The sequence below is a fragment of the Nonomuraea sp. NPDC049421 genome, from assembly GCF_040677005.1.
Lineage (GTDB): Bacteria > Actinomycetota > Actinomycetes > Streptosporangiales > Streptosporangiaceae > Nonomuraea > Nonomuraea salmonea.
On sequence record NZ_JBFAQA010000014.1, the window covers coordinates 159,570 to 181,444 of the forward strand.

Annotated in this window: 15 protein-coding genes and 2 pseudogenes; 6 read left to right on the top strand and 11 right to left on the bottom strand. The window is 70.7% G+C overall.

Going from position 1 to position 21,875, the window contains the following annotated elements:
- Positions 1-30: 30 nt before the first annotated feature.
- Positions 31-1,110, bottom strand: a complete 1,080-nt coding sequence (locus AB0K18_RS24580) for a hypothetical protein (RefSeq protein ID WP_364918103.1) — start codon at positions 1,108-1,110, stop codon at positions 31-33.
- Positions 1,111-1,535: 425 nt separating this feature from the next.
- Between AB0K18_RS24580 and AB0K18_RS24585 the strand changes: the two genes are divergently transcribed.
- Complete coding sequence (locus AB0K18_RS24585) at positions 1,536-3,854, top strand: rhamnogalacturonan lyase (protein WP_364918105.1); 2,319 nt, start codon at positions 1,536-1,538, stop codon at positions 3,852-3,854.
- A 600-nt stretch (positions 3,855-4,454) separates the two neighbouring features.
- Here AB0K18_RS24585 and AB0K18_RS24590 read toward each other — a convergent pair.
- From AB0K18_RS24590 to AB0K18_RS24600, 3 genes are all read right to left on the bottom strand, one after another.
- Positions 4,455-5,021 (bottom strand): hypothetical protein, encoded by a 567-nt coding sequence (locus AB0K18_RS24590; protein ID WP_364918108.1) that lies wholly within the window; start codon positions 5,019-5,021, stop codon positions 4,455-4,457.
- A 259-nt stretch (positions 5,022-5,280) separates the two neighbouring features.
- Positions 5,281-6,042: a hypothetical protein gene (locus tag AB0K18_RS24595; RefSeq protein ID WP_364918111.1), complete on the bottom strand. Its 762-nt coding sequence runs from the start codon at positions 6,040-6,042 to the stop codon at positions 5,281-5,283.
- A 518-nt stretch (positions 6,043-6,560) separates the two neighbouring features.
- Positions 6,561-7,274, bottom strand: a complete 714-nt coding sequence (locus tag AB0K18_RS24600) for an ATP-binding cassette domain-containing protein (protein WP_364918113.1) — start codon at positions 7,272-7,274, stop codon at positions 6,561-6,563.
- A 161-nt stretch (positions 7,275-7,435) separates the two neighbouring features.
- On the opposite strand from AB0K18_RS24600, the gene AB0K18_RS24605 reads away from it, so the two are divergent.
- A complete protein-coding gene (locus AB0K18_RS24605) occupies positions 7,436-9,001 on the top strand; it encodes a histidine kinase (RefSeq protein ID WP_364918117.1) in 1,566 nt (521 codons plus the stop codon).
- Positions 9,002-9,022: 21 nt separating this feature from the next.
- Positions 9,023-9,652, top strand: coding sequence for a response regulator transcription factor (locus tag AB0K18_RS24610; protein WP_364918119.1), 630 nt, complete (start codon positions 9,023-9,025; stop codon positions 9,650-9,652).
- A gap of 397 nt (positions 9,653-10,049) precedes the next feature.
- Here AB0K18_RS24610 and AB0K18_RS24615 read toward each other — a convergent pair.
- Together AB0K18_RS24615 and AB0K18_RS24620 are read right to left on the bottom strand one after the other, a co-directional pair.
- Positions 10,050-11,009: pseudogene (locus AB0K18_RS24615) on the bottom strand (PP2C family protein-serine/threonine phosphatase).
- Positions 11,010-11,222: 213 nt separating this feature from the next.
- Positions 11,223-12,233 (bottom strand): LacI family DNA-binding transcriptional regulator, encoded by a 1,011-nt coding sequence (locus tag AB0K18_RS24620; protein WP_364918122.1) that lies wholly within the window; start codon positions 12,231-12,233, stop codon positions 11,223-11,225.
- A gap of 231 nt (positions 12,234-12,464) precedes the next feature.
- Here AB0K18_RS24620 and AB0K18_RS24625 point away from each other — a divergent pair, with 231 nt between their 5' ends.
- Positions 12,465-14,786: a glycoside hydrolase family 3 N-terminal domain-containing protein gene (locus AB0K18_RS24625; RefSeq protein WP_364918125.1), complete on the top strand. Its 2,322-nt coding sequence runs from the start codon at positions 12,465-12,467 to the stop codon at positions 14,784-14,786.
- 2 nt (positions 14,787-14,788) lie between these two features.
- Complete coding sequence (locus AB0K18_RS24630) at positions 14,789-16,810, top strand: beta-galactosidase (RefSeq protein WP_364918128.1); 2,022 nt, start codon at positions 14,789-14,791, stop codon at positions 16,808-16,810.
- On the opposite strand, the gene AB0K18_RS24635 is transcribed toward AB0K18_RS24630, so the two are convergent.
- From AB0K18_RS24635 to AB0K18_RS24650, 4 genes and pseudogenes are all read right to left on the bottom strand, one after another.
- Positions 16,807-17,709, bottom strand: coding sequence for a TIGR02569 family protein (locus AB0K18_RS24635; protein WP_364918131.1), 903 nt, complete (start codon positions 17,707-17,709; stop codon positions 16,807-16,809). The two genes, AB0K18_RS24630 and AB0K18_RS24635, sit on opposite strands and share 4 nt — an antisense overlap.
- Positions 17,706-18,656 carry an adenosine deaminase gene (gene add / locus AB0K18_RS24640; protein WP_364918134.1) on the bottom strand — a complete coding sequence of 317 codons (951 nt, stop codon included), beginning with the start codon at positions 18,654-18,656 and terminating at the stop codon, positions 17,706-17,708. Before add ends, AB0K18_RS24635 begins: the two co-directional genes overlap by 4 nt.
- Before the next feature lie 53 nt (positions 18,657-18,709).
- Positions 18,710-19,477 carry a class I SAM-dependent methyltransferase gene (locus tag AB0K18_RS24645; protein WP_364918137.1) on the bottom strand — a complete coding sequence of 256 codons (768 nt, stop codon included), beginning with the start codon at positions 19,475-19,477 and terminating at the stop codon, positions 18,710-18,712.
- Positions 19,478-19,671: 194 nt separating this feature from the next.
- Positions 19,672-20,610, bottom strand: a pseudogene (locus AB0K18_RS24650) (RNA polymerase sigma factor); the annotation flags it as partial.
- Positions 20,611-20,770: 160 nt separating this feature from the next.
- Between AB0K18_RS24650 and AB0K18_RS24655 the strand changes: the two are divergent.
- Positions 20,771-21,409 carry a TetR family transcriptional regulator gene (locus AB0K18_RS24655; protein WP_364918140.1) on the top strand — a complete coding sequence of 213 codons (639 nt, stop codon included), beginning with the start codon at positions 20,771-20,773 and terminating at the stop codon, positions 21,407-21,409.
- A gap of 92 nt (positions 21,410-21,501) precedes the next feature.
- Here the strand turns inward: AB0K18_RS24655 and AB0K18_RS24660 are convergent, their stop codons facing one another.
- Entirely contained in the window at positions 21,502-21,825 is a 324-nt protein-coding gene (locus tag AB0K18_RS24660; RefSeq protein WP_364918143.1) for a hypothetical protein, read from the bottom strand.
- Positions 21,826-21,875: the final 50 nt, after the last annotated feature.

Consider the following 21,875-nt stretch of genomic DNA (forward strand, 5'->3'; position numbering starts at 1 on the left):
CGGGCCTGCACCCCCGGATCAGGAACCTCCCTAGCCGTAGTACTCCTCGGCCTTCCCGTAGGCGTCTTTCCTGCGCTCCAAGAGCCGCAACCACGGGTCGTCCCAGTCGCTGAGAGGCATCTCCAGTTTGCTCTCATGAATGTCCTTGACATCCCACTTGAGTCTGAGGTGATTCTCGTCGTTGACGAGCAGCCCGGGCAGGTTCTCCTCGATCCGCTTGGGCATCAGCTCGTAGACCTCCATGAAGGCCTTGTTCGCCTGGGCGAGGAAGTCCCGGGCACGGCTGTCCGCCGTGCCGCCGAAGTCCCAGAACTCGTCCCAGCCGCCGCGGTCGGGGTCGGCCATCGCCTCGAAGTTCTGGGCACACCACGTGATGACCTCCAGGAAGCGGCTGCTGGCCCTGTTCATCGCGCCGGTGACGGCGGCCAGCGCCGTCACGCTGCCGTAGGTCTGCCGCAGCGCCCACTGCGCCTTGACGGCGGCTTCGCCATGCCACGGGCTGTCACGCAGGTCCTGCGCCCGTAGCCGCAGCGTGTGGGCCAGATCGACCAGGGTCTCGGCCATCTGCGCGTAGCTTTGCGGGTCGCGGTGACCGCCGTTCATCACCAGGATCTCGATGTCCCGCCTCGCCTGCTCAGCGGTCATGTCGCCGACGCCGTAGTCGATCGCCTTCGACAGTGTCAGCGGCACGATGCCGTTGGGGTAGATGTCGCTCGGCCCCCTCAGCCTGCCGTTCCCCAGGCCATGGACCCGATCCTGCAGCTCCTCGATCGGCACGTCGCCGAGCAGAGGACGGTCGGCGAGCTTGTAGTTGGCCGCGGCCCGCTCGATCAGCATCCCCGCCATGCCCGTCTCGGCGTACACATCGTTCCAGAAGCCTGCGACCGTTCTGTCGGCCTCGGCCATCATCAGGTGCAGCTGGCGCGGCAGATCCCAGCGCATTTCCGAAACGCCGATGCCGTCGGCCCTGCTGTAGTTGAAGTCGCCCGCCGCGGCGGCCAGCGCGACGAGCTTGCCCCCCACGGATTTCACGGGGCCACGAGAGATCTCGAATCCCTCCGGATGGTCCAGATCGAGCCCCGGCCAGGAGTTGGGGATGGTCGGCTCCATCTCCCACGTGGACCACTGGTCGGCGGGCGTCGGCTCAGGCTCACGCATTGAGGCTCCGATCAACACATGTGGGGTTGCCACACCCTACGAAGATCGTCATCACCTCCGCAACCGCTGACGTGTTGGCGAGGACCGCCGAAGCCTGCCGATGCCGCGCTCAGCGGCTGAGCGGGCGCGGTGGCAGGGGGATGCCGGAAGCGGGCGCCCGGACCCGGAGCAGGGCTGCTCGGATCGCGTTCATGACGGCGCTGCGCTGAGCGGTTTCTTCGGCTTCCTCGCTGAACGCTTTCAAGCTCGTTCGCAGCCCCCACCTGCGCTCCCTTACCTCCGACGCCACCTGGCGAAACGAACCCTTGACAAACCTCACAACCCCACATAATCTCCAGCCCAAAATTTAATCGATTCAACGAGCGGAGCTCGTCACGATGAGACCCCCCAGCAGCATCCGCCGCACCCTGGCCGCAGGCTTGACCGCCCTGCTGTGCCTGCCCCTCACCGCCGCCCCCGCGCAAGCCACCACGGCGACAGGCGGCAAGCACCGTCCGGGCCCACGCCTGGAGCACCTCGACAGGGGCCTGGTGGCCGCCTCTACCAGCGAGGGTGTGTTCCTGAGCTGGCGACTGCTCGGCGACGAGGTCACCGGGCACGGCGCGAAGGGCATGACGGGCAGCGACTTCCGCGTCTACCGCGACGGCCGCGCCATCGCCACGGTGACCGACAGCACCAACTACCGCGACCCCGCGGGCACGTCCCGCTCCAGGTATCAGGTGGCGCCGACGGCCAAGGGCCGCGAGGGGCGGAAGAGCCCTGCAGCCACGCCCTGGCTTAAAACGTTTTATGATCTTCGCCTCAGCAAGCCGGCCGACGGCGTGACCCCGGCGGGCGAGGCGTACACGTACGCGGCCAACGACCTGAGCGTGGGCGACGTGGACGGCGACGGTCAGTACGAGTACGTGGTCAAGTGGGACCCCTCGAACTCCAAGGACGTCTCGCAGCGCGGCTACACCGGCAACACGTACGTGGACACGTACGAGCTGGACGGCACCCTGCGCTGGCGCCTCGACCTCGGCGTGAACATCCGCTCGGGCGCCCACTACACGCAGTTCCTGGTGTACGACTTCGACGGCGACGGCCGTTCGGAGATGATGCTCAAGACCGCCCCCGGCACGAAGATCCTTCGCTACGACGCCAAGGGCAAGCTCGTCACCGAGCGCTACGTCACGATGCCGCGCGAGGATCGCCGGGCCGGTTACTCCGACACCGACGACTACCGGCTGAGCGCCGCAGGCTACTTCGACCATCTCACGGGGATCTTCGCGAAGTGGCACAAGCACCCCGAGGTCGTCGCCGGGCACTGGCCGAAGACGATCGAGGAGGCGCTGGGCATCGAGCCGAAGTACCGCTACCCGCTCTCCCGGGCCGACGCGGCCGAGCTGGCGACGTACTTCATCGACGTCTACGCACCCGCCCGCAGCGGCAACAACCGGCTGCGCGAGTTCGCGGGCTACATCCTGACCGGCCCCGAGTACCTTTCGGTGTTCGACGGCGCGACCGGCCGCGAGCTGCAGACCGTCCACTACAAGCCGGGACGCGGCGACGACGGCCTCCTGTGGGGCGACTACGCGATGGGCAGGATCGAGCCGGGCAACCGGGTGGACCGCTTCCTGTCGTCGGTCGCCTACCTCGACGGCAAGCGCCCGTCGGCGATCTTCGCGCGCGGCTACTACACCCGCAGCACACTGGTGGCCTACGACTGGGACGGCAGGCGGCTCAAGCAGCGCTGGTACGTCGACAGCGGCCACGCCCCGATGGCGAACCCGTTCAACGCCTCGCCGCACGGCCTCCCCGGCAGCAACCCGAAATATGCCGGCCTGACAACGCAGGGCTTCCACTCGATGGGCGTGGCCGACGTGGACGGTGACGGCAGGCAGGAGATCGTCTACGGCTCCGCCACCATCGACGACGACGGCGACCTGCCGTACTCCTCCTTCGACGTCGCCCCGCCGCAGAGCAACGTGCCGGGACAGAACGTCCGGCTCGGCCACGGCGACGCCATGCACGTGGGCGACTTCGACCCCGACCGGCCCGGCCTGGAGATCTGGACCGTGCACGAGGGCGGCGCGTGGGCCCCGTACGGCTGGGCGCTGCGCGACGCCGCCACCGGCGCGGTGATCCACGGCGGCTACAGCGGCGTGGACACCGGCCGCGGCATGGTCGGCGACATCGACCCGGACGTCCGCGGCGTCGAGACCTGGTCCTCCATGCCGCCCGACCAGGCCATCGAGGCCGGCCTGTGGTCGGCGCGCGGCGACTACCTCGGCAGGAACGCCCCCGGCACGAACATGAGCATCCGCTGGGCCGCCGACATGACCACGCAGCTCGTCAACGGCACCGCCACCGACGTCCTGCAGACACCGACCATCGACGACCACCGGCGCGGCACGCTGCTGACCGCCGAGGGCACGCTGACCAACAACTGGACGAAGGGCAACCCCGGCCTGGTGGCCGACGTCTTCGGCGACTGGCGCGAGGAGCTGCTGGTCCGTACGACCGACAGCACCGCGATCCGCATCTACCTGAGCACCGAGGTGACCGGCAGGAAGCTGTACACGCTCATGCACGACCCGCAGTACCGCGTGGACGTGGCCAGGCAGCAGACCGGCTACAACCAGCCCGCCTACCCGAGCTTCTACTTCGGCTCGGACATCGACTGGTCAAAGGTCCCCGTACCAAACCAGCGCTAACCACCCCACCCAAACACAAGACAACCGCCCCACCCGAACCCGAGATACCCGCCCCCGCCCGGACTTGAGATACCGACGACCCAGTTCCAGGCGCACCGCTCCAAGCCGTACCCCGGGCCGGGCTCGGGGCTCCAGGCCCCCAGCTCCGGGCCGCGAGCAACGGCCCGCCAGTTCCGGGCAGCGGCGCAACGGCTGCCACGCCTACGCCGCCGGCCCGAACCTGAGAAAACCACCCCGCTTTGGGCCTCTGAGCTCGGGGCCTCCGGAGCCCGAACCCCCGGGCTCCGATAACAGCAAAGCACCGGCCCTGCCTGATGGTGGCAGAAATTGCGGCCAGCACATCGGGCTTGCGCTCAGAGCACGGGCGCTGCGGTGACGGTTTCGTCCCGGGGGCCCAGGAACGGCGAAGAGGGCGCTCCCACTACGGGAGCGCCCTCTTCGAGGGGGATTTCGGGGGTTGCGGGGGTTCTCCGGGCCGAACCGCCAGGTCGTCTGCCTGGCAGGTTCACCCGGCCGCTTAACGGGGCCGTTGACGGGACCGCTCAGCTGAGGCCGGGGGCCGCCCAGCTGGGGCCGAGGCGCCGCTCAGCCGGGGTCGCTTTACTTGGCAGGGACCTTGACGGACACCTGCTGGATGACCGGGTTCTGGTCCTTCTCGGACCAGGCGCCGGTGGAGAACGCCACGGGGTAGCTCTTCTTGCCGACCCCATCGCCCCACTTGGTGATGATGTAGTCGACCTTGATGTGGCCCTGGCCCTTGACGCCGTCGACACCCAGCGTGCGGGAGTTGAACGTGCCGCCGGTGAGTTCGGCGAAGGTCTTGGCGTCGAGGTCGAGCATCACGCCACGGTTGGAGGGGTCGCCGGGGCCGCGGTCACCCACGAAGAAGGGCAGCTTCTTGCCCTGGTAGAGCACGTAGCCCTCGGTCATGAGGGGCCAGCTCGGGCTGGCGGCCAGGCCCTTCTGCATGGGCTTGCCCGCGGCGGGCAGGCCGGTGTCGCCGGCTCGGCCGGAGGTGTCGTCCCAGAAGTAGGACGCGGTCGTCGAGCCCTTCAGCACACCACGCTGCTCGACGTCGGTCTCGGCGTGAGCGGTGGTCGCGCCGACGGTCATGGCCGCGACGGCGGAGGCTGCGAGCATGGCGACGGAACGCAGGCGAGCAGACATAGGAAAATTCAGGTCCTTTGTTAGGGGACGGGAACTTTGCGCTCGTCAGGACGAACGTAGCCGGGCAGCACGCCGTACAGACGCTACGTAGAGCGCGAGAATCCACGGGAACGGGATCCAGGGAACCGGGGCAGGCCCCGCCTCTTTTGGTCAGGCGCGGGTCACTGCTCGGTAACGTCTACGACAGTACCCTCTTAAACCGGACATTGGCAAACATATCACCACGAAACCGGCATAGATCTACCTTGCCGGTAAAGCGTCAGGTCACATCCCGCTTCAGCACCCGCAGGGTGCCCACCGCGGCGGGGACGGCGATCCAGAGCGTCACCGACGCCGCCAGCCGGGCCAGACCGCCGGCCGTCACGTCGTCGCTCATCAGGACGCCGCTGGTGGAGTTGAGGTCCAGCCACTGTGCCACGGCTTTACCTCCCGCGCCAAGTTGGGCGGCGAAGCTCCCCACCATGGGGCCGACCAGGTAGATCACGATGGCGGCCGGGGCGTTCAGCAGCAACAACCCAAGGGCGAGGCCCTCAGCGGTCAGCAGCACGGTGGTGGCGATCCAGCCCACCAGCACGTGCACCTCCAGCCCCCACGTCGCCTCAACGCCCCGCACGGACGCCACCACGGCCGTCGTCGGCACCGCGACCAACACCGCCAGCAGGCACGCCAGCACGGCCGCCACCAGCACCGACACGCACTTGGCCACCAGCACCCGCGCCCTCCTGGGCTCCAGGGTGAACGTGGTCAGCGCCGTACGGTGCTGCCATTCGCCGGTGATCGACAGAATGCCCAGCACGGGCAGCAGGATCCCGAACACGGTCCCCGCCGTCCCCGCCAGCATGAACAGATCGGCTGTCTCCGTCACGACCCCCCGCCCGGCGACGAGCGCCACCGCCACGACGACGAGGACCCCGGTCATGATCAGGCTGGTACGGGTATCGAGCAACTTCCGCGCCTCAACCCGCAACAACCTCCCGAACGTGACGCGCTGCGGAAGCTGGATGGCGGTGTGGGTGGTCATGCCAAAGTCCAATCACTGAGTGGAGAAAGGGCGGTCGGTTCCGAATCGCTGACCGTGGTCGCTGCGATTTCGGGCGGGGTGTGCAGAGGCTGTTGCCGCCGGTCAGCGCAGGCGGCGGATGGGCGGGCACAGCAGCACGAGAGCAGGCGTGGTGAGGGCAGCGCTCAGGCACGCCGGGTGCGGCAGGCGAGAAGGCGGAGTCAAGAGTGGTGGGTAGTCGGCAGTGCGGGGGTGGGTGGCAGGTGCTGAGCGCGGGCCAGACAGCAGTCCGATGGTGAGTGGCAGGTTCCGAACGCGGGTCAGGCAGAGGGACAGCGGGGGTGAGGGGCGGATCCCGAACGCGGGCCAAACGAAGATGCAGCGGTGCGTCGCGAGTTCCGAACGCAAGTCAGACAGGGTGCGATGGTGAGTGGCAGGTTCCGAACGCGGGTCAGGCAGAGGGACAGCGGGGGGTGAGGGGCGGATTCCGAACGGGAGTCAGACAGGGTGCGATGGTGAGTGGTGGGTTGTGAGTGGGTTTAGGCAGGGGTGCGGGAGGTTTGGGAGGTGAGGGCGAGGAAGGTTTGTTCGAGGGTGCGGCCCTGGCTGAGCTCGGCCAGGGGGCCGTCGGCCAGGACGCGTCCTGCGCCGATCATCACGATGCGGTCGGCGACCTGCTCCACCTCGTACAGCAGGTGGGAGCTGAGCAGGACGGCGCAGCCGGAGGTGGCCAGGCCGCGCAGGAGCTCGCGCATCCACTGAATGCCCTGGGGATCGAGGCCGTTGGCGGGTTCGTCGAGGATGAGGGCTCTCGGGCGGCCGAGCAATGCATGGCCGATGCCGAGTCGTTGCCGCATGCCCAGCGAGTAGCCGCGTATCGGGCGTCCGGCTTCCTTGCCGGTCAGGCCCACCAAGTCGAGCACCTCGTCGACGCGTGACCTGGGCAGGCCGAGCATGAGGGCGCCCAGGATGAGCACCTCGCGGCCGGTGCGGCCCGGGTGCTGGGCTCCGGCGTCGAGGAGGGTGCCCACGTCGTAGCCGGGGCGAGCCAGCTCGGCGTAGGGCTTGCCGAGCACGGTGGCGCGGCCGGAGGTGGGTCTGGCCAGGCCCGCCAGGATGCGCATGGCCGTCGACTTGCCGGCGCCGTTGGGGCCGAGGAAGCCCGTGACGGAGCCGGGGTGGACGGTGAAGGACACGTCGTCGAGCGCCTTCACCCCGTTGTAGGTCTTGGTGACGCGGTGGAGTTCGATCACGTGCCCCAGTTCATCGAAAACGCGGCCCGGCCTCATCGGACCAGGGTCGAGAGTCGCCGTCGCCAGGGCTACAACCACCGGCCAGGTTATGGCCGAGGGTCTATACGGGGATCGACCCAGGGTGCTGATGCGCAGGCCAAGCGATGTTTAGGCTTGGTGCCGTGCACGACCACCCCGGCCCTCCGCACCAGCCCTCAGGCGACGCCCCCTGGCCCCCGGCCCCTTCCCCCGGCGACCGCCCGGTTTCACCGACCCCCGCTCCGGGCGAGCGGCACGGCGTGGCGGCCCTGTCCTCGGACGGACCGCGTCACGTGCCAGGTGCGGCCTCGAACGAGCCGTACGACGTCTCGGGTGCGGCCGCCAACGCGCCGCACAACGGCCCAGGTGCGGCCTCCAACACGCCCCACGACAGCCCAGCTCCGGCCTCCAACGCGCCGCACGACATCCCGGGTCCGGCCTCTGATGAGCCGGGTTCGGGCTGGAAGCAGGCGCCAGGGGTGTCCGTCTCCCGGGGCATGCCGCGCCCCCTCCCCCACAGCCTGCCGGGTTCCTCTTCCGGTGAGCGGCCTGTGGAGTGGCTGGGGGTCGCGCTCTTCTACCTGTTCGCCTCGGCGCCGCTGCTGCTCCTCGTCCTGGTGCTCATCAGCGGCAGCGTCGGCCGGCCGGTGGCCGACGTGGGCGTGCTGCTCGCCGACATTGCCACGGGGGCGGTGGGCATCGCGTTGCTGCCGTTGCGGCGCCGGTGGCCGTGGCAGGTCGCGACGGTGCTGGCGGCGGCGTCGGCGTTCTCGTTCGCGGCGAACGGGCCGGCGATCGCGGCGTTCGCCTCGCTCGCCACGCATCGCCGGTGGCGGCAGGTGGTGCCGGTGGGGGTGCTGTTCTGGGTGTGCGTGGCGATCTCCACCCGGTGGAAGGGCGACTGGCGGCTGACGGCGGTCTACGCGGTCGTCTCTGGCACGATCCTGGCCGGGCTGACCGTGTTCGGGCTCTACCTGCGGGGGCGGCGGGAGCTCGAGGCGGAGCGGCGGGCGGCGGAGCTGCGCGGGCAGGCGCAGCGGGTGGAGCAGGCGAAGCTGGCCGAGCGGCTGAAGATCGCGCAGGAGATGCACGACGTCCTGGCGCACCGCATCTCCCTGCTGGCGATGCTGGCGGGCGGACTGGCGTACCGGAAGGATCTGACGCCTGAGCAGACACGGGAGACAGCGCTTGCCATCCAGGAGAACGCCCACCAGTCCTTGACCGAGCTGCGCGCCGTGCTCGGCACGCTGCGGCGCGGCGACCCCGCCGATCAGGGCGGACCGGCCGGGCAGGGCGGCGCGGCGGAGGGCGGGCCCGCGCCGCCGCAGCCGACGCTGGCGCATCTCGGCGCGCTCTTCGCGGAGGTACGCGCCGCCGGCCAGCAGGTCGAGGTGGACGACACCGTCACCGACAGGGAGCTGCTGCCGACGCAGACGGGGCGGCACGCGTACCGGATCGTGCAGGAGGCCCTCACCAACGCGCGCAAGCACGCGCCCGGGAGCCTGGTGCGGGCCGAGATCGGCGGGCGGCCCGGTGACGGGCTGCGCATCCGGGTCAGCAACGCGGCGGTGCCCGGCAGGTCAGGGCCTGGTGGGCGGCTGGGGCTGGTAGGACTGGCCGAGCGGACGCGGATGGCCGGAGGAAGGATCACTCATGACGTACGTGACGGGCGCTTCGTCCTCGACGCGACGCTGCCGTGGGAGGCTTGAGCCGTGGTGAGAGTCGTGATCGTGGATGACGATCCCATGGTGCGTACGGGATTGCGCCTCATCCTGGGCGGGGAGGCCGACCTCGACCTCGTGGGTGAGGCGGCAGACGGCAAGCAGGCCATGACGGTGATCCGCGACCTGCGGCCCGACGTCGTGCTGATGGACATCCGGATGCCGGAGCAGGACGGGCTGACCACCACCGAGCTGCTGCTGCGGCAGGCGTCGCCGCCCCGGATCCTGGTGCTGACCACGTTCGACGCCGACGACATGGTGCTGCGGGCGTTGCAGCTCGGCGCCAACGGGTTCCTGCTGAAGGACACGCCGCCGCCGAAGATGATCGAGGCGGTGCGTGCGGTGGCCAAGGGCGAGCCGGTGCTGTCGCCGACCGTGGCCCAGCAGGTGATCGCCGCCGCCACCGGCCGCTACGAGCCGCGCCGCCCCGACGCCGCCCGCGAGCTGGCCGAGCTGACCGAACGCGAGCGGGAGGTCGCCGTCGAGGTGGCCAGGGGCAGCTCGAACGCGGAGATCGCCCGTGATCTGTCGGTGAGCGTGGCCACCGTCAAGGCCAACATCACCCGCATCTTCGCCAAGCTCGGCACCGACAACCGCGTCCACGTCGCCATGAAGGTCCGCGACGCCGGCCTCCTCTGACCGCCTGCCAGTTTCTGGGGCAGGACGGGGCCCGAGGTCCATAAAGGCGTGCGGTGATTGCGCCATGCGGGCGTGTATGGGAACTCGTAGGCGCGGCCGGACGGGCGTGGGGGTCCTGGAGGGCCGCGCGTTTCGGGCCGTTGGGCCGTGCGGTGCCCTGCGGGCAGGGAGTTGAAGGGGACACATGAGACGAAGGCGGCCCAAGCGGAGGCGGTACAGGTGGCGGGATCGGGGTGGCAGTGCAGGTGGCGAGGTGGGTGACAGCGCAGGTGACGGAGATAGGTGACGGCGCACGTGGCAGAGGTGGGCGACAGCGCACCTGACGGAGGTGGCGACGGCGCACGTGACGGAGATGGGTGACGGCGCAGGTGGCCTGAGTGGGTGGGGTTGGTGGCCCTTAGCGGGCTTTGGCTAGTAGTAGGGCTATGTCGTCGCGGTCGGTGCTGGGGCGTTGGGCGCGGACGATCATGTCGCAGATGCGGTCGATGCCCAGGGGCGGGCCGGTCAGGAGGCCGCGGAGCTTGGCCAGGCCCTCGTCGATGTTCCACTCGCGGCCTTCCACCAGGCCGTCGGTGTAGAGGGCGAGAAGGCCGCCGGGTGGGAGGGCGAACGTGGCCAGGTCGAAGGTGTGGGTGCCGACGCCGAGCGGCGGGCCAGGGGTGACGGCGAGGATGTCGGCGGTTCCGTCGGGCTGGACGAGCGTGGGCGGGAGGTGGCCGGCGCTGGCGATCTCGACGGTGCCGGTGGTGCGGTCGTAGCGGGCGTAGGCTCAGGTGGCGATCTGGTCGAGGTCGAGCTGCTGGGCGACCCGGTTGAGGCGGTACAGCAGCTCGGCGGGGTCGAGGTCGAGGCTGGCGAGGGTCTGGGTGGCGGTACGGAGCTGGCCCATCGTGGCAGCGGCGCGTACGCCGTGCCCATGACGTCTCCGACGACGAGGGTGGTCGAGGCGGGGCACGAGGACGGTCCTGGCGGTCGCCATGGCCTGGCCCTGCGGGAGGAACGGCGGGTAGACGGCGACCTCGTCCACGGGGAAGGCGGTGTCCCAGTCCCACGGGTTGTCGACGGCTACGGCCGTGGCGACGCGGCGGACCAGGGCGGAGCCGTCGGTGGGGCGTACGGGGAACTCGCCTTCGGTGATGAGGCGTTCCTGCACCATGATGCCGCCGGTGTCGGCGCAGCGGGGCACGGCCACGTCGAGCACCTCACGGCAGGTCTGTGCCAGGTCGAGGGTGCTGCCGATGCGGGTGCTGGCGTCGTTGAGGAACGCCAGGCGTTCCTGGGAACCGGCGGCGCCGTCCAGGCGTGAGTCGGCGCGCGTGCGCGGATCTTTGATCAGGAACCCCGATGTCACCGACATAGGCTCTCCGTGTGACGTGGATCACTTCCCTGCCGGTCCGATCAGGATAAAGGGTGATCTGCGGATTGCCTATTGACATGGGGTTTCGGGCATGACGACGCCCCGCCGACGGGCGGGACGAATCAGAGCGCAGCGGAGCCGGGGGACGACTCAGGCGAAGGGTCGAGTCAGGTCGTGCAGCGGAGCCGGGGACGAGTCACGCAAAGGGTCGAGTCAGGTCGTCAGGGGGGCGGTGCTGCGGCGGATGATCAGGTTCGTGGCCAGTTCGATGCGGGTGCCCGAAGGGCCCCTGGGGTGGGTGAGCTCCTCGTGCACGAGACGGACGGCCTCGTTCGCCATGTCGTCCAGCGGCTGACGGACGGTCGTGAGGGGCGGTGAGAGCATCTCGCACAGGGTCGAGTCGTCGAAGCCGACCACCGACAGGTCGTCGGGCACGCGCAGGCCGCGCTCCGTGGTGGCCTGGTAGACGCCGGCGGCCTGGAGGTCGTTGCCGGCGAAGACGGCGGTGGGCGGGTCGTCGCGGTCGAGCAGTTCGCCGCCGAGGCTCTTACCGCCGTGGACCATGAAGTCGCCGTAGCGGGTGAGCGTGGGGTCGGGTTCGATGCCGAAGGTCCGGTGGGCGGCCAGGTAGCCCTCGTACCGGTCGAGCGTGCACTGCGTGTCGAGCGGCCCGCCGATGAAGCCGATCCTGGTGTGCCCGAGCTCCAGCAGGTGGGTGGTGGCCATGACGCCGCCCAGCCAGTTGGTGGCGCCGACGGTGGACAGGCGGGGGTCGCGCTGGCCGACGGGGTCGAGCAGGACGAGCGGTACGTGCAGCAGCTCTTCGATGGCGGCGATCTCGCGCTGGTCGGCCCGGGAGAGCACGAGCACGATGCCGTCGGTGTTGCGCTTGCGCACCATGCCGATCCAGCGGCGCAGGTCGAAGTCGGCGCGGTAGGAGGAGGTGACGACGAGCGAGAAGCCCCAGCGGGCGGCGGCCTGCTCGGCGCCGCTGATGAGCACCTGCGCCCAGGGCGAGCCGAGGCCGTCGATGAGCAGGTCGATGACGCCGACGCGGGGCTTGGTCGGCGGGCGCGGCGCCTCGTAGCCGGAGGCTCTGACCGCTTCGAGCACCTTGTCCCTGGTGGCCGCGGAGACGTGTTTCTTGCCGCTGAGCACTTTGGAGACCGTCGGTACGGACACTCCGGCGGCCGCGGCGACATCGGCCAGCGTGGCTCGAGGCACAGGACCTCCCGTTTGCCGTGGCACCGCCGTTGGGCGGCACCGGCGAAGTTACAAACTTTCGGAAAACCGCCGGACCCGAGGTGGCCCGCTGACCAGGCGGAATTCCGCCATGTGAGCGGGTTATTGACAGGGCCGCGAGCCGGACCCTACCGTAACAGCTCGGCAATGTCACGAGAGTTTTTCGGTAACTTGCCCAGAAAATTTCCGCCGCTAGGGAAGTCGCGAGGGGTCATGCCAGCACTTGTTGATCCGCCGGAGCCGGAGATCGCCCGCGAGCGGGCGCGGCGGGTCGAGGACCTACTCGCCGGCATGTCACTGCGGGAGAAACTCGCGCAGCTCGTCGGCGTGTGGCTGAACGTCAACAGGAAGAAGGGCGTGGTCGCGCCGCTGCAGGACTCGATGCAGGGCGAGGACCTCGGGTTCGAGGAGTTCGCCCGCGACGGCGTCGGCCACATCACCCGCCACTTCGGCACCACGCCGGTCGAGCCGGAGGCCGCGCGCAAGACACTGGCCGAGCGGCAGCGGTGGCTGCGCGCGAACACGCGGCTCGGCATTCCGGCGATCGCGCACGAGGAGTGCCTGACGGGTCTGGCGGCGTGGCGGGCCACGACCTATCCGGCGCCGCCGGCGTGGGGCGCGTCCTTCCACCCGGAGCTGGTGGAGGAGATGGGCCGGGCCATCGGGTCCGGCATGCGCTCGCTCGGCGTGCACCAGGGGCTGGCCCCCGTCCTCGACGTGATCCGCGACCAGCGCTGGGGGCGGGTCGAGGAGTGCGTGTCGGAGGACCCGTACGAGGTGGCCACGGTGTGCGCGGCGTACGTACGCGGGCTGCAGTCGGCCGGCGTGATCGCCACGCTCAAGCACTTCGTCGGCTACTCCAACTCCCGCGCCGGCCGCAACCTGGCTCCCGTGCACGCGGGCGCCCGCGAGGTGGCCGACACGCTGCTGTTCCCGTTCGAGGTCGCGGTACGCGACGCGGGCGCCGGCTCGGTGATGAATTCCTACGCCGAGATCGACGGCATCCCGATCGCCGCCGACGACCACTACCTGACCGGCGTGCTGCGCGACACGTGGGGCTTCGACGGCACGGTCGTGGCCGACTACTTTGCGGTCGCGTTCCTGCACACCCTGCACGCCGTGGCCGAGGACGCCGGTGACGCCGCCGCGCAGGCGCTGACCGCGGGCATCGACATCGAGCTGCCGACCGGGGTGACGTACCTGGACCCGCTGCAGGAGGCGGTGGCGGCGGGCCGCGTCGACGAGGCGCTGGTCGATCGGGCGCTGCGGCGGGTGCTGCGGCAGAAGGCCGAGCTCGGCCTGCTCGACGACGACTACGACCCGGAGCCGCAGGGCGAGGTGGACCTCGACGACCCCGTCTCGCGGGACGTCGCGCGCCGCCTGGCCGAGGAGTCGGTGGTGCTGCTGACCAACGACGGCGTGCTGCCGCTGGGCGACGCCGCGGGCCGCAGGGTCGCGGTCGTCGGGCCGAACGCGGACGAGGTGGCGGCGCTGTTCGGCTGCTACTCGTTCGTCAACCACGTGCTGCCGCACTTCCCCGACGCCGAGACCGGCATCAACGCGCCGACCCTGCTGGAGGCGCTGCGCGAGGAGCTGCCGCAGGCGCACATCGCGACCGAGCGCGGCACGGGGGTGGACGACGGCGATCGCTCGGGGATCGCCGCCGCCGCCCGCCTGGCCGCCGAGTCGGACGTCGCGATCGTCGTGCTGGGCGACCGCTCGGGGCTGTTCGGTCGGGGCACCTCGGGCGAGGGCTGCGACGTGGAGTCGCTCGACCTGCCGGGCGCGCAGCAGGAGCTGGCCGACGCGGTGCTCGCGACCGGCACGCCGACCGTGGTGGTGCTGATGACCGGCCGCGCGTACGCGGTGCCGGGCATCGTCGAGCGCGCCGCGGCCGTCGTCCAGGCGTACTTCCCCGGTCAGGAGGGCGCGGGCGCGCTCGCGCGGGTGCTCAGCGGCGCGGTCAACCCGTCCGGGCGGCTGCCGATGAGCCTGCCGCGCGGCACGGCCGGCCAGCCGTACAGCTACCTGCATCCCAAGCTCGGCGGGGCGGGCTCGGTGAGCAACCTCGACCCGGCGCCGGTGCTGCCGTTCGGCCACGGGCTGAGCTACACGAGCTTCGGCTACTCCGCCTTCACCGCCGACGGCGAGGTGCCGGCCGGTGAGAAGATCCGCTGCGCGGTGACGGTGACCAACACCGGTGACCGCGCCGGCGCCGAGGTGGTGCAGGTGTACGCCTCCGACCGGATCGCCTCGGTCACCCGGCCGCTGGCCCAGCTCGTCGGGTACGCCCGGGTCGAGCTGGCGCCGGGGCAGTCGGCGCGGGTGGAGTTCGCGGTGCCGGCCCGGCTGCTGTCGTTCACCGGTCGCGACGGGCGGCGCGTGGTCGAGCCAGGCGAGGTCGGCCTGTCCGTCCGCCGCTCGGTCACCGACGTGGTGGAGGAGCGCACGGTGCTGCTGACCGGCCCGGTCCACGCGTGCACCGGCGACGAGCCACGGCTGACCACCGTCGTCGTGATGACCGAGGAGCACTGAGCATGGACCGCATGGAAGCGTTCAGGCGGCGCGTCGGCGGTTTCGCCTTCGGCGGCGACTACAACCCCGAGCAGTGGGACCGCACGGTGTGGAAGGAGGACGTCCGGCTCATGCGGCAGGCCGGCGTCAACACCGTCAGCCTGGGCGTCTTCGCGTGGGCGTCGCTGGAGCCCGAGCCCGGCAGGTACGAGTTCGGCTGGCTCGACGAGGTCATGGACCTGCTGCACGACAACGGCATCAGCGTCAACCTGGCCACGCCCACGGCGGCGCCGCCCGTCTGGCTCACCCACCTGCACCCCGAGGTGTTCCCGATCAGGGAGGACGGCCAGCCGTTCGGCTTCGGCAACCGGCTGCACTACGACCCTTCGTCGCCGATCTACCGCGAGTACGCCGCGCGGATCACGACCAAGCTGGCCGAGCGCTACTCCTTCCACCCGGCGCTGGCGATGTGGCACATCAGCAACGAGTACGGGCCCACGTCGTACGGCGAGGCCGCCTCGGTGAACTTCCGCCACTGGCTGCGCCGCAAGTACGGCACCCTCGACGCGCTCAACGAGGCGTGGACCACCCGCTTCTGGGGCCAGGTCTACACCGACTGGGAGCAGGTCGACGTACCGCACATCCCCCGTACGTGGATGAACCCCACCCGCCGCCTCGACTTCAAGCGCTTCACCTCCGACGCGCTGCTGGAGTGCTACGTCGCCGAGCGGGACATCGTGCGCTCCTTCCGCGACGACATCCCGGTCATGACGAACTTCATGCGCTTCTTCCGCCACGCCGACTACTGGAAGTGGGCGCGGGAGGAGGACGCCGCGGCGCTCGACATCTACCCCAACCCGGCCGAGGCGGACTCGCACGTGTCGGCGGCGTTCAACTACGACCTGTTCCGCTCGCTCAAGGGCGGGCAGCCGTGGATGCTGATGGAGCAGGCGGCCAGCGCGGTCAGCCAGTGGAAGCTCAACATCGTCAAGGAGCCTGGACGCATGCGGCTCGGCTCGCTACAGGCCGTCTCGCGGGCCGCCGACTCGGTGATGTACTTCCAGTGGCGGGCAAGCAGGGGCGGTCAGGAGCGCTTCCACTCGGCGATGCTGCCCCACTCCGGCCCTGAGTCGCGGACGTTCAAGGAGGTCACCGACCTCGGGCGGGAGATGAAGCTGCTCGCGCCCGTCGCCGGCACCCGCTCATCGGCCGACATCGCGATCCTGTTCGACTGGGACGGCTGGTGGGGCCTTGAGGAGGTCTTCGGCCTGCCGCGCAACGACTGGAGCTACACCGACACGGTGATGCGGCACTACACGCCGCTGTGGGAGCGGCACCACGCGGTGGACGTGGTGTCGGCGTCGTCCTCGCTGGACGGGTACAAGGTGCTGGTGGTGCCGAACGCGTACCTGATCGACGACGCGGGCGCGGCCCGCATCGAGGCGTTCGCGCGCGACGGCGGCACCGTCATCATGTCGTTCTTCTCCGGGGTCGTGGACGCCGACAACCGGGTCAGGCCGGACGGCTACCCGGGCGCGTTCCGGCGGCTCATCGGCGCGAAGATCGACGAGTACTGGCCGGCGCGGCCCGGCGAGTCGTTCACCGTCGAGTTCGCCGACGGCCGGCGGGCCACCTCCACCTGGTGGCGCGACGACCTGCACCTGGAGGGCGGCACGGCGCTGGCCACATACGCCGACGGGCTGCTCGCGGGGCGGGCGGCCGTGGTCGAGAACCGGTTCGGGGCCGGGCGGGTGGTCTACTTCGCGACGCTGCTGGAGCAGGAGGCGTTCGACGAGACGGTGGCGCGGGTCGTCGCCGAGTCGGGCGTGCGCTCCCGCTTCGAGGGCGTGCCCTCTCACGTGGAGTGCTCGGTACGCGGGGACGCCGCGCACGAATACGTGTTCCTGCTCAACCACAGCGCCGAGTCGGGCGTGTCCGTGCCCGTGGGAGGGGAGGGCACGGACCTGCTGACCGGGCGGCCGGTGTCCGGCGAGGTGTCCCTTGACCCGCTGGGCGCGGCGGTCGTCCGGCTCGCCCGCGGCTAGGACCGCCGGGCACAGGTGACGGCGAGGTCCACGACCGGGTGGTACGCGGCCACCCGGTCCTGGGTCCAGCCGTCCTCGCCCAGGGTGAGGTCGTCGGTGACGATGCGGTAGATCAGTGCCCTGACCAGGAGCTGTCCCCACTGCGGCAGGTGGGCCCAGCGGGCGGCCAGGCCGGGGGTGGCGCCGTACCAGCACAGCGCGTCGGCGACCGCGACGGCCGACGCCCACGGGGCGGGCCGCCAGTAGACCGGCCAGTCGATGATCGCCGGTGGCAGGCCGGGGGCGAACAGCACGTTGCCCGGCAGGTCGCCGTGCACCGCCTGGGACGGCAGCCCGACCGGGCGGCGGGCGCGCACGAGCGGCGCGAGCAGACCGGCCGCGTCCGACGTGACCGGTCGTTCCTCCCACGCCACCCGGTCCCCATGCGCCCAGGGATCGTCGCGTACGTCGAGGAAGTCGGGCCTCGGCAGGTGCGCGATCGCCGCGTGGAACGCCGCGCCGGCCCGCAGCACGTCGTCCTGTCTGCGCACGTCCGGCTCCCCCGCCACCAGCCGTGCCGCCTCCCACCCATGGAAGACCCACTCACCGCTCGCCTGGACGGGTCGGGCGACGCGGAACTCCGGCGACTCGGGCAGGGACGCCAGCACCTCGGCCCGCCAGAGCGTCTCCGGCAGGAACGCGACCCGCTTGAGCACCAGGGGCCCCGCCCGCCACGCCCCACCCAGCCACACCGGCTCCCCCACCCCGCCGAACGCGGCCACCACCTCGCCGGACGGTACCTCCCCGCCGAACGCTGCCACCACCTCTCCGGACGGCACATTCCCGCCCTCCGGAGAGGCCGCGCCTTGAGGCGAGGGGCCGGGGCCGGTGGGGGCCGAGGTGTCGTGGTCGCCGGTCATGCGGGCTGCTCCAGCCAGGCGTCGACGCCGGCCCGGAGGGCCGACTTGAGGGGGTCGGGGGCGAAGGAGGCGTCGATGCCGGCGCGGGCCAGGGCGGCGAGGTCGGCGTCGGTGCAGCCGTGGACGTCGCGCAGGCGGGCGTACTCGTCGGCCAGCGCCGTCTCCCCGTCCGTGTTGACGGTGACGGCGAGCCCGGCGGCGCGCAGCCGGGGCAGCGGGTGGTCGGCGAGCGACGGCACGAGCCCGAGCAGCACGTTGGAGGTGGGGCACACCTCCAGCGGGATGCCGCGCTCGCGTACCTCCGCCACCAGCAGGTCGTCGTCGAGCACCCGGATGCCGTGCCCGAGCCGCTCGGCGTGCCCCACGTCGAGCGCCTCACGGATGCTGGCCGCCCCCGCCGACTCCCCCGCGTGGTGCACGAGGTGCAGCCCGGCCTGCCTGGCCTCGTCCAGCACGCCGGCGAACGGGGCGAGCGGGTGGCTCTCGTCGCCGGCCAGCCCGATGCCGATCACCTCGTCGTGCCGCAGCGCCAGCTCGTACGTCCGCCGCAGCCGCTCGACGGACCGCCGCCTGGAGTGGTCGAGCAGCACCCGGCACTCGATGCCGTAACGGGCCCGCCCCTCGGTCAGCCCGTCGAGCACGGCCCGCAACGGCATCTCGGGCTGCCCCACCCGCTCGCCGTGGGCGGCGGCGGTGAACGTCACCTCGGCGTAGCGGGTGCCCTGGGCGGCCTCGTCGGCGCAGAACTCCAGCGCGACCCGGCGGAAGTGATCGGCCGTGCGGAGCAGCCCCCGCACCTGGGCCCGCTGGTCGGCGAACTCCCTGAAAGTGCGGAACACCCCCTCAGGAGCGGGCTCGCCGCCCAGCTCGCGCACGGTCCCGGGACGGACGGTGCTCTCGAGGTGCACGTGCAGGTGGGCCTTGGGCAGCGCGCGAAGATCTCTCACGTGCCCCCACGATAGACAGCCGCGGGCACCGGCCGCACCGCATTATCGCCAGGTCAGACGGCCGGTCGCTTGGTCAGGCGCATCTTCGACTGCTTGTGCGGCGAGCGTTCCCAGTCCTCCATGAACGTGGCGGTGAAGCCGTAGGAGGCGGCCAGGGCGGCCAGCGTCTCGGTGCGGTAGTAGAAGTCCTCGCGCAGCACCTGGTGCTCCTTGCCCTCGGTGCGGTCGAAGGTGAAGTCGAACCAGCCGCCCGGCTTCATCACCCGCCCCACGTGGGCGAAGCACTCCTCGATGACGTGCAGCGGCGAGTGCGAGAACACGCTGTGGGCGTGCACCACGTCGAAGTGCGCGTCGGGCAGGAACGCGAAGCGCAGGTCGCGTACGGGGGTCAGATGGGGCAGCTTGTCGGCCAGCCCGTGCCGGACGAGGGTGTCCTGGGCGGCCATGAGGATGTCGGGCGAGATGTCGATGCCGTAGTAGTTGCCGGTGTGCAGGTAGTCGATGAACAGGTGCCCGGCCCGCAGGTTGCCGCAGCCGATCTCCAGCATCCGGCACTCGGGCTTGAGCCCGTGCTCGACGAGGTAGTCGAACTGCATGCGGCCGAGCGCCAGCCAGCGCTTGTGGGTGTGGGAGCCTACGGCGCCCTCGGGGTCGCGGGCGGTGTCGGAGCGCATGACGGCCCGGTAGTAGGCGACGTGGTCCCGCGTACGCAGCCTGAACCACGTGTCGCGGGCCAATCGCCGCAGATGGGGCACGATCTTGTGCGGATGCTTGATCGCGTACGTCGCCTGGTGGACGAGGCTCGAACGGGAGCGTTTCACGCCTTGGAATCTAGGCCGACGGCCCCTGCCCTCATAGGGCTGTGGCGACACTCTTGATGAGCCTTTGGCGCAGCCTTTCTCCGCCTGGCCGTGTGGGCCGGCCGTGTGGGCCGGCCGTGTGGGCCGGCCGTGTGGGCCGGCAGTGTGGGCCGGCAGTGTGGGCCGGCAGTGTGGGCCGGCCGGGTGGCGGCGGCTCAGCTCAGGTAGTCGCGCAGGGCCAGGGAGCGGGACGGGTGGCGGAGCTTCGACATGGTCTTGGCCTCGATCTGGCGGATGCGCTCGCGGGTGACGCCGTAGACGCGGCCGATCTCGTCGAGCGTCATCGGCTTGCCGTCGTTGAGGCCGTAGCGCATGCTGATCACCCCTGCCTCGCGTTCGGAGAGCTGGTCGAGCAGGGCGCGCAGCTGCTGCTGCAGCAGTGTGAACGAGACCGCGTCGGCCGGCGAGACGGCCTCGGTGTCCTCGATGAGGTCGCCGAACTCGCTGTCGCCCTCCTCGCCGAGCGGCGTGTGCAGGGAGATCGGCTCGCGGCCGTAGCCCTGGATCTCGATGACGCGATCGACCTCGAGCTCGCACTCCTGGGCGATCTCCTCGGGCATGGGCTCGCGGCCGAGGTCGCTCTGCAGGCGGCGCTGCACCCGCGCGACCTTGTTGATCAGCTCGACCATGTGGACGGGGATGCGGATCGTGCGGGCCTGGTCGGCCATCGCCCGGGTGATCGCCTGCTTGATCCACCACGTGGCGTACGTGGAGAACTTGAAGCCCAGCCGGTAGTCGAACTTCTCGATCGTCCTGATCAGGCCCAGGTTGCCCTCCTGGATGAGGTCGAGGAAGAGCATGCCGCGGCCGGTGTAGCGCTTGGCGATGGAGACCACCAGGCGCAGGTTGGCCTCCAGCATGCGCTGCTTGGCCCGCGTGCCGTCCTCGGCGATCCACTCCAGGTCGGCCCGCAGGTCGTCGGGCAGGCCCGGCTCGGTGTCGAGCCGTTCCCTGGCGAACAGCCCGGCCTCGATCCGCTTGGCCAGCTCGATCTCCTGCTCCGCGGTGAGCAGCGGCACGCGGCCGATCTCCTTGAGATAGGCCTTCACCGAGTCGGCGCCGACGGTGGTGACACCCTCGGCGGTGCTGTCGTCGAGTTCGAGAACCTCTGCTGCTTGGGACAAAACCTTCTCCTCGCTCACGTACGGCACGAACGGCGTCCTAAACTTAGGTCGCGTCTAACTTTAGGTTCCCTCGATCGAAGAGTCAACCTAAAATAAGGTCGAACCTAAGTTTTTGTGTAAGACTGGAGCTATGAGCATCGACACCTTGGGCTTGAGGGAACAGAAGAAGCGAGAGACCAGGCAGGCCATCTCTGACCACGCTACCCAACTGTTCCTGGTACGTGGCTTCGACCGCACGACGATCGCCGACATCGCGGCCGCCGCGCGGGTCGCGAAGATGACCGTGACCAACTACTTTCCCCGCAAGGAGGACCTGGCGCTCGACCACCACGAGGAGTTCGTGGCGGGCCCGGCCGCGACCCTCGCCCGCCGGCCCGAGGGTGAGCCCGCGCTGGCGGCGATGCGGCGGGAGTACGTGGCCGCGCTCGAGCGCCACGACCCGGTGATCGGCTTCACCGGGCCCGCGTTCGCCCGCATGATCGCCGAGAGCCCGACCCTGGTCGCGCGCCTGCGCGAGCTGCACGACCTCAGGGAGGAGGCCCTCGCCGAGCGCCTCACCGCCGAGACGCCTGACGACCCGATCGGCGCGCGCGCGATCGCGGCCCAGCTCGCCGCCGCCGACCGCCTGCTCTTCCGCGAGCTGCAGTCCCGCATGCTGACCGCCCAGGACGGCGACCCGCTCGACGACATAGCCGCCGGACTCGCGGAGATGGCCCACCGCGTCTTCGACCTCCTGGAACCCTCGCTCGGCACCGCGGCCATCCGCTGAACACCCCGAGCACGGCGGTGTGGTGGGTGGCCTGAGGACGGGGGCTGCTCGGGCAGCGGCAGTGCGCGCGCCGCTGCTCGGGCTGTGGCCGGTCAGCCGGCCAGCTCCTCGCCGTAGGCGGCGGCCTCGCCGAGGAGGTGGCGCCAGATCTCCTCGTCGGGCTGGGCGAGGCCGACCCACTCGCGCATGCGGCGGCCGCCCATGCGCATCTCCTCGGCCGTGCCGTCCTCGACCAGGGCGGCCGCCCGCGGAGCCGGGAGCTTGACCACCACCCGCCCTCGCGATCTGGCGTAGAAGGCGTAGACGCGTCCCCTCACCTGCAGCCCCTCGGAGTTGAACATGCGCCCCATCCGCACCCCCGGCCGGGCGAGGTGTTCGGAGACGAGGTCCTCGTAGAGCTCCTCGGCGGTGGCCATGCGATCTCCCCTTCGTATGGGCGCCGGCCGGCCCCCGGCCGTGTGCACGC

Bases quoted from the DNA above. Each gene is read 5' to 3' on its own strand.
- AB0K18_RS24580 (WP_364918103.1), bottom strand. From the start codon at position 1,110: ATGGAGCCGACCATCCCCAACTCCTGGCCGGGGCTCGATCTGGACCAT.
- AB0K18_RS24585 (WP_364918105.1), top strand. From the start codon at position 1,536: ATGAGACCCCCCAGCAGCATCCGCCGCACCCTGGCCGCAGGCTTGACC.
- AB0K18_RS24590 (WP_364918108.1), bottom strand. From the start codon at position 5,021: ATGTCTGCTCGCCTGCGTTCCGTCGCCATGCTCGCAGCCTCCGCCGTC.
- AB0K18_RS24595 (WP_364918111.1), bottom strand. From the start codon at position 6,042: ATGACCACCCACACCGCCATCCAGCTTCCGCAGCGCGTCACGTTCGGG.
- AB0K18_RS24625 (WP_364918125.1), top strand. From the start codon at position 12,465: ATGCCAGCACTTGTTGATCCGCCGGAGCCGGAGATCGCCCGCGAGCGG.
- AB0K18_RS24630 (WP_364918128.1), top strand. From the start codon at position 14,789: ATGGACCGCATGGAAGCGTTCAGGCGGCGCGTCGGCGGTTTCGCCTTC.
- AB0K18_RS24635 (WP_364918131.1), bottom strand. From the start codon at position 17,709: ATGACCGGCGACCACGACACCTCGGCCCCCACCGGCCCCGGCCCCTCG.
- AB0K18_RS24655 (WP_364918140.1), top strand. From the start codon at position 20,771: ATGAGCATCGACACCTTGGGCTTGAGGGAACAGAAGAAGCGAGAGACC.
- AB0K18_RS24660 (WP_364918143.1), bottom strand. From the start codon at position 21,825: ATGGCCACCGCCGAGGAGCTCTACGAGGACCTCGTCTCCGAACACCTC.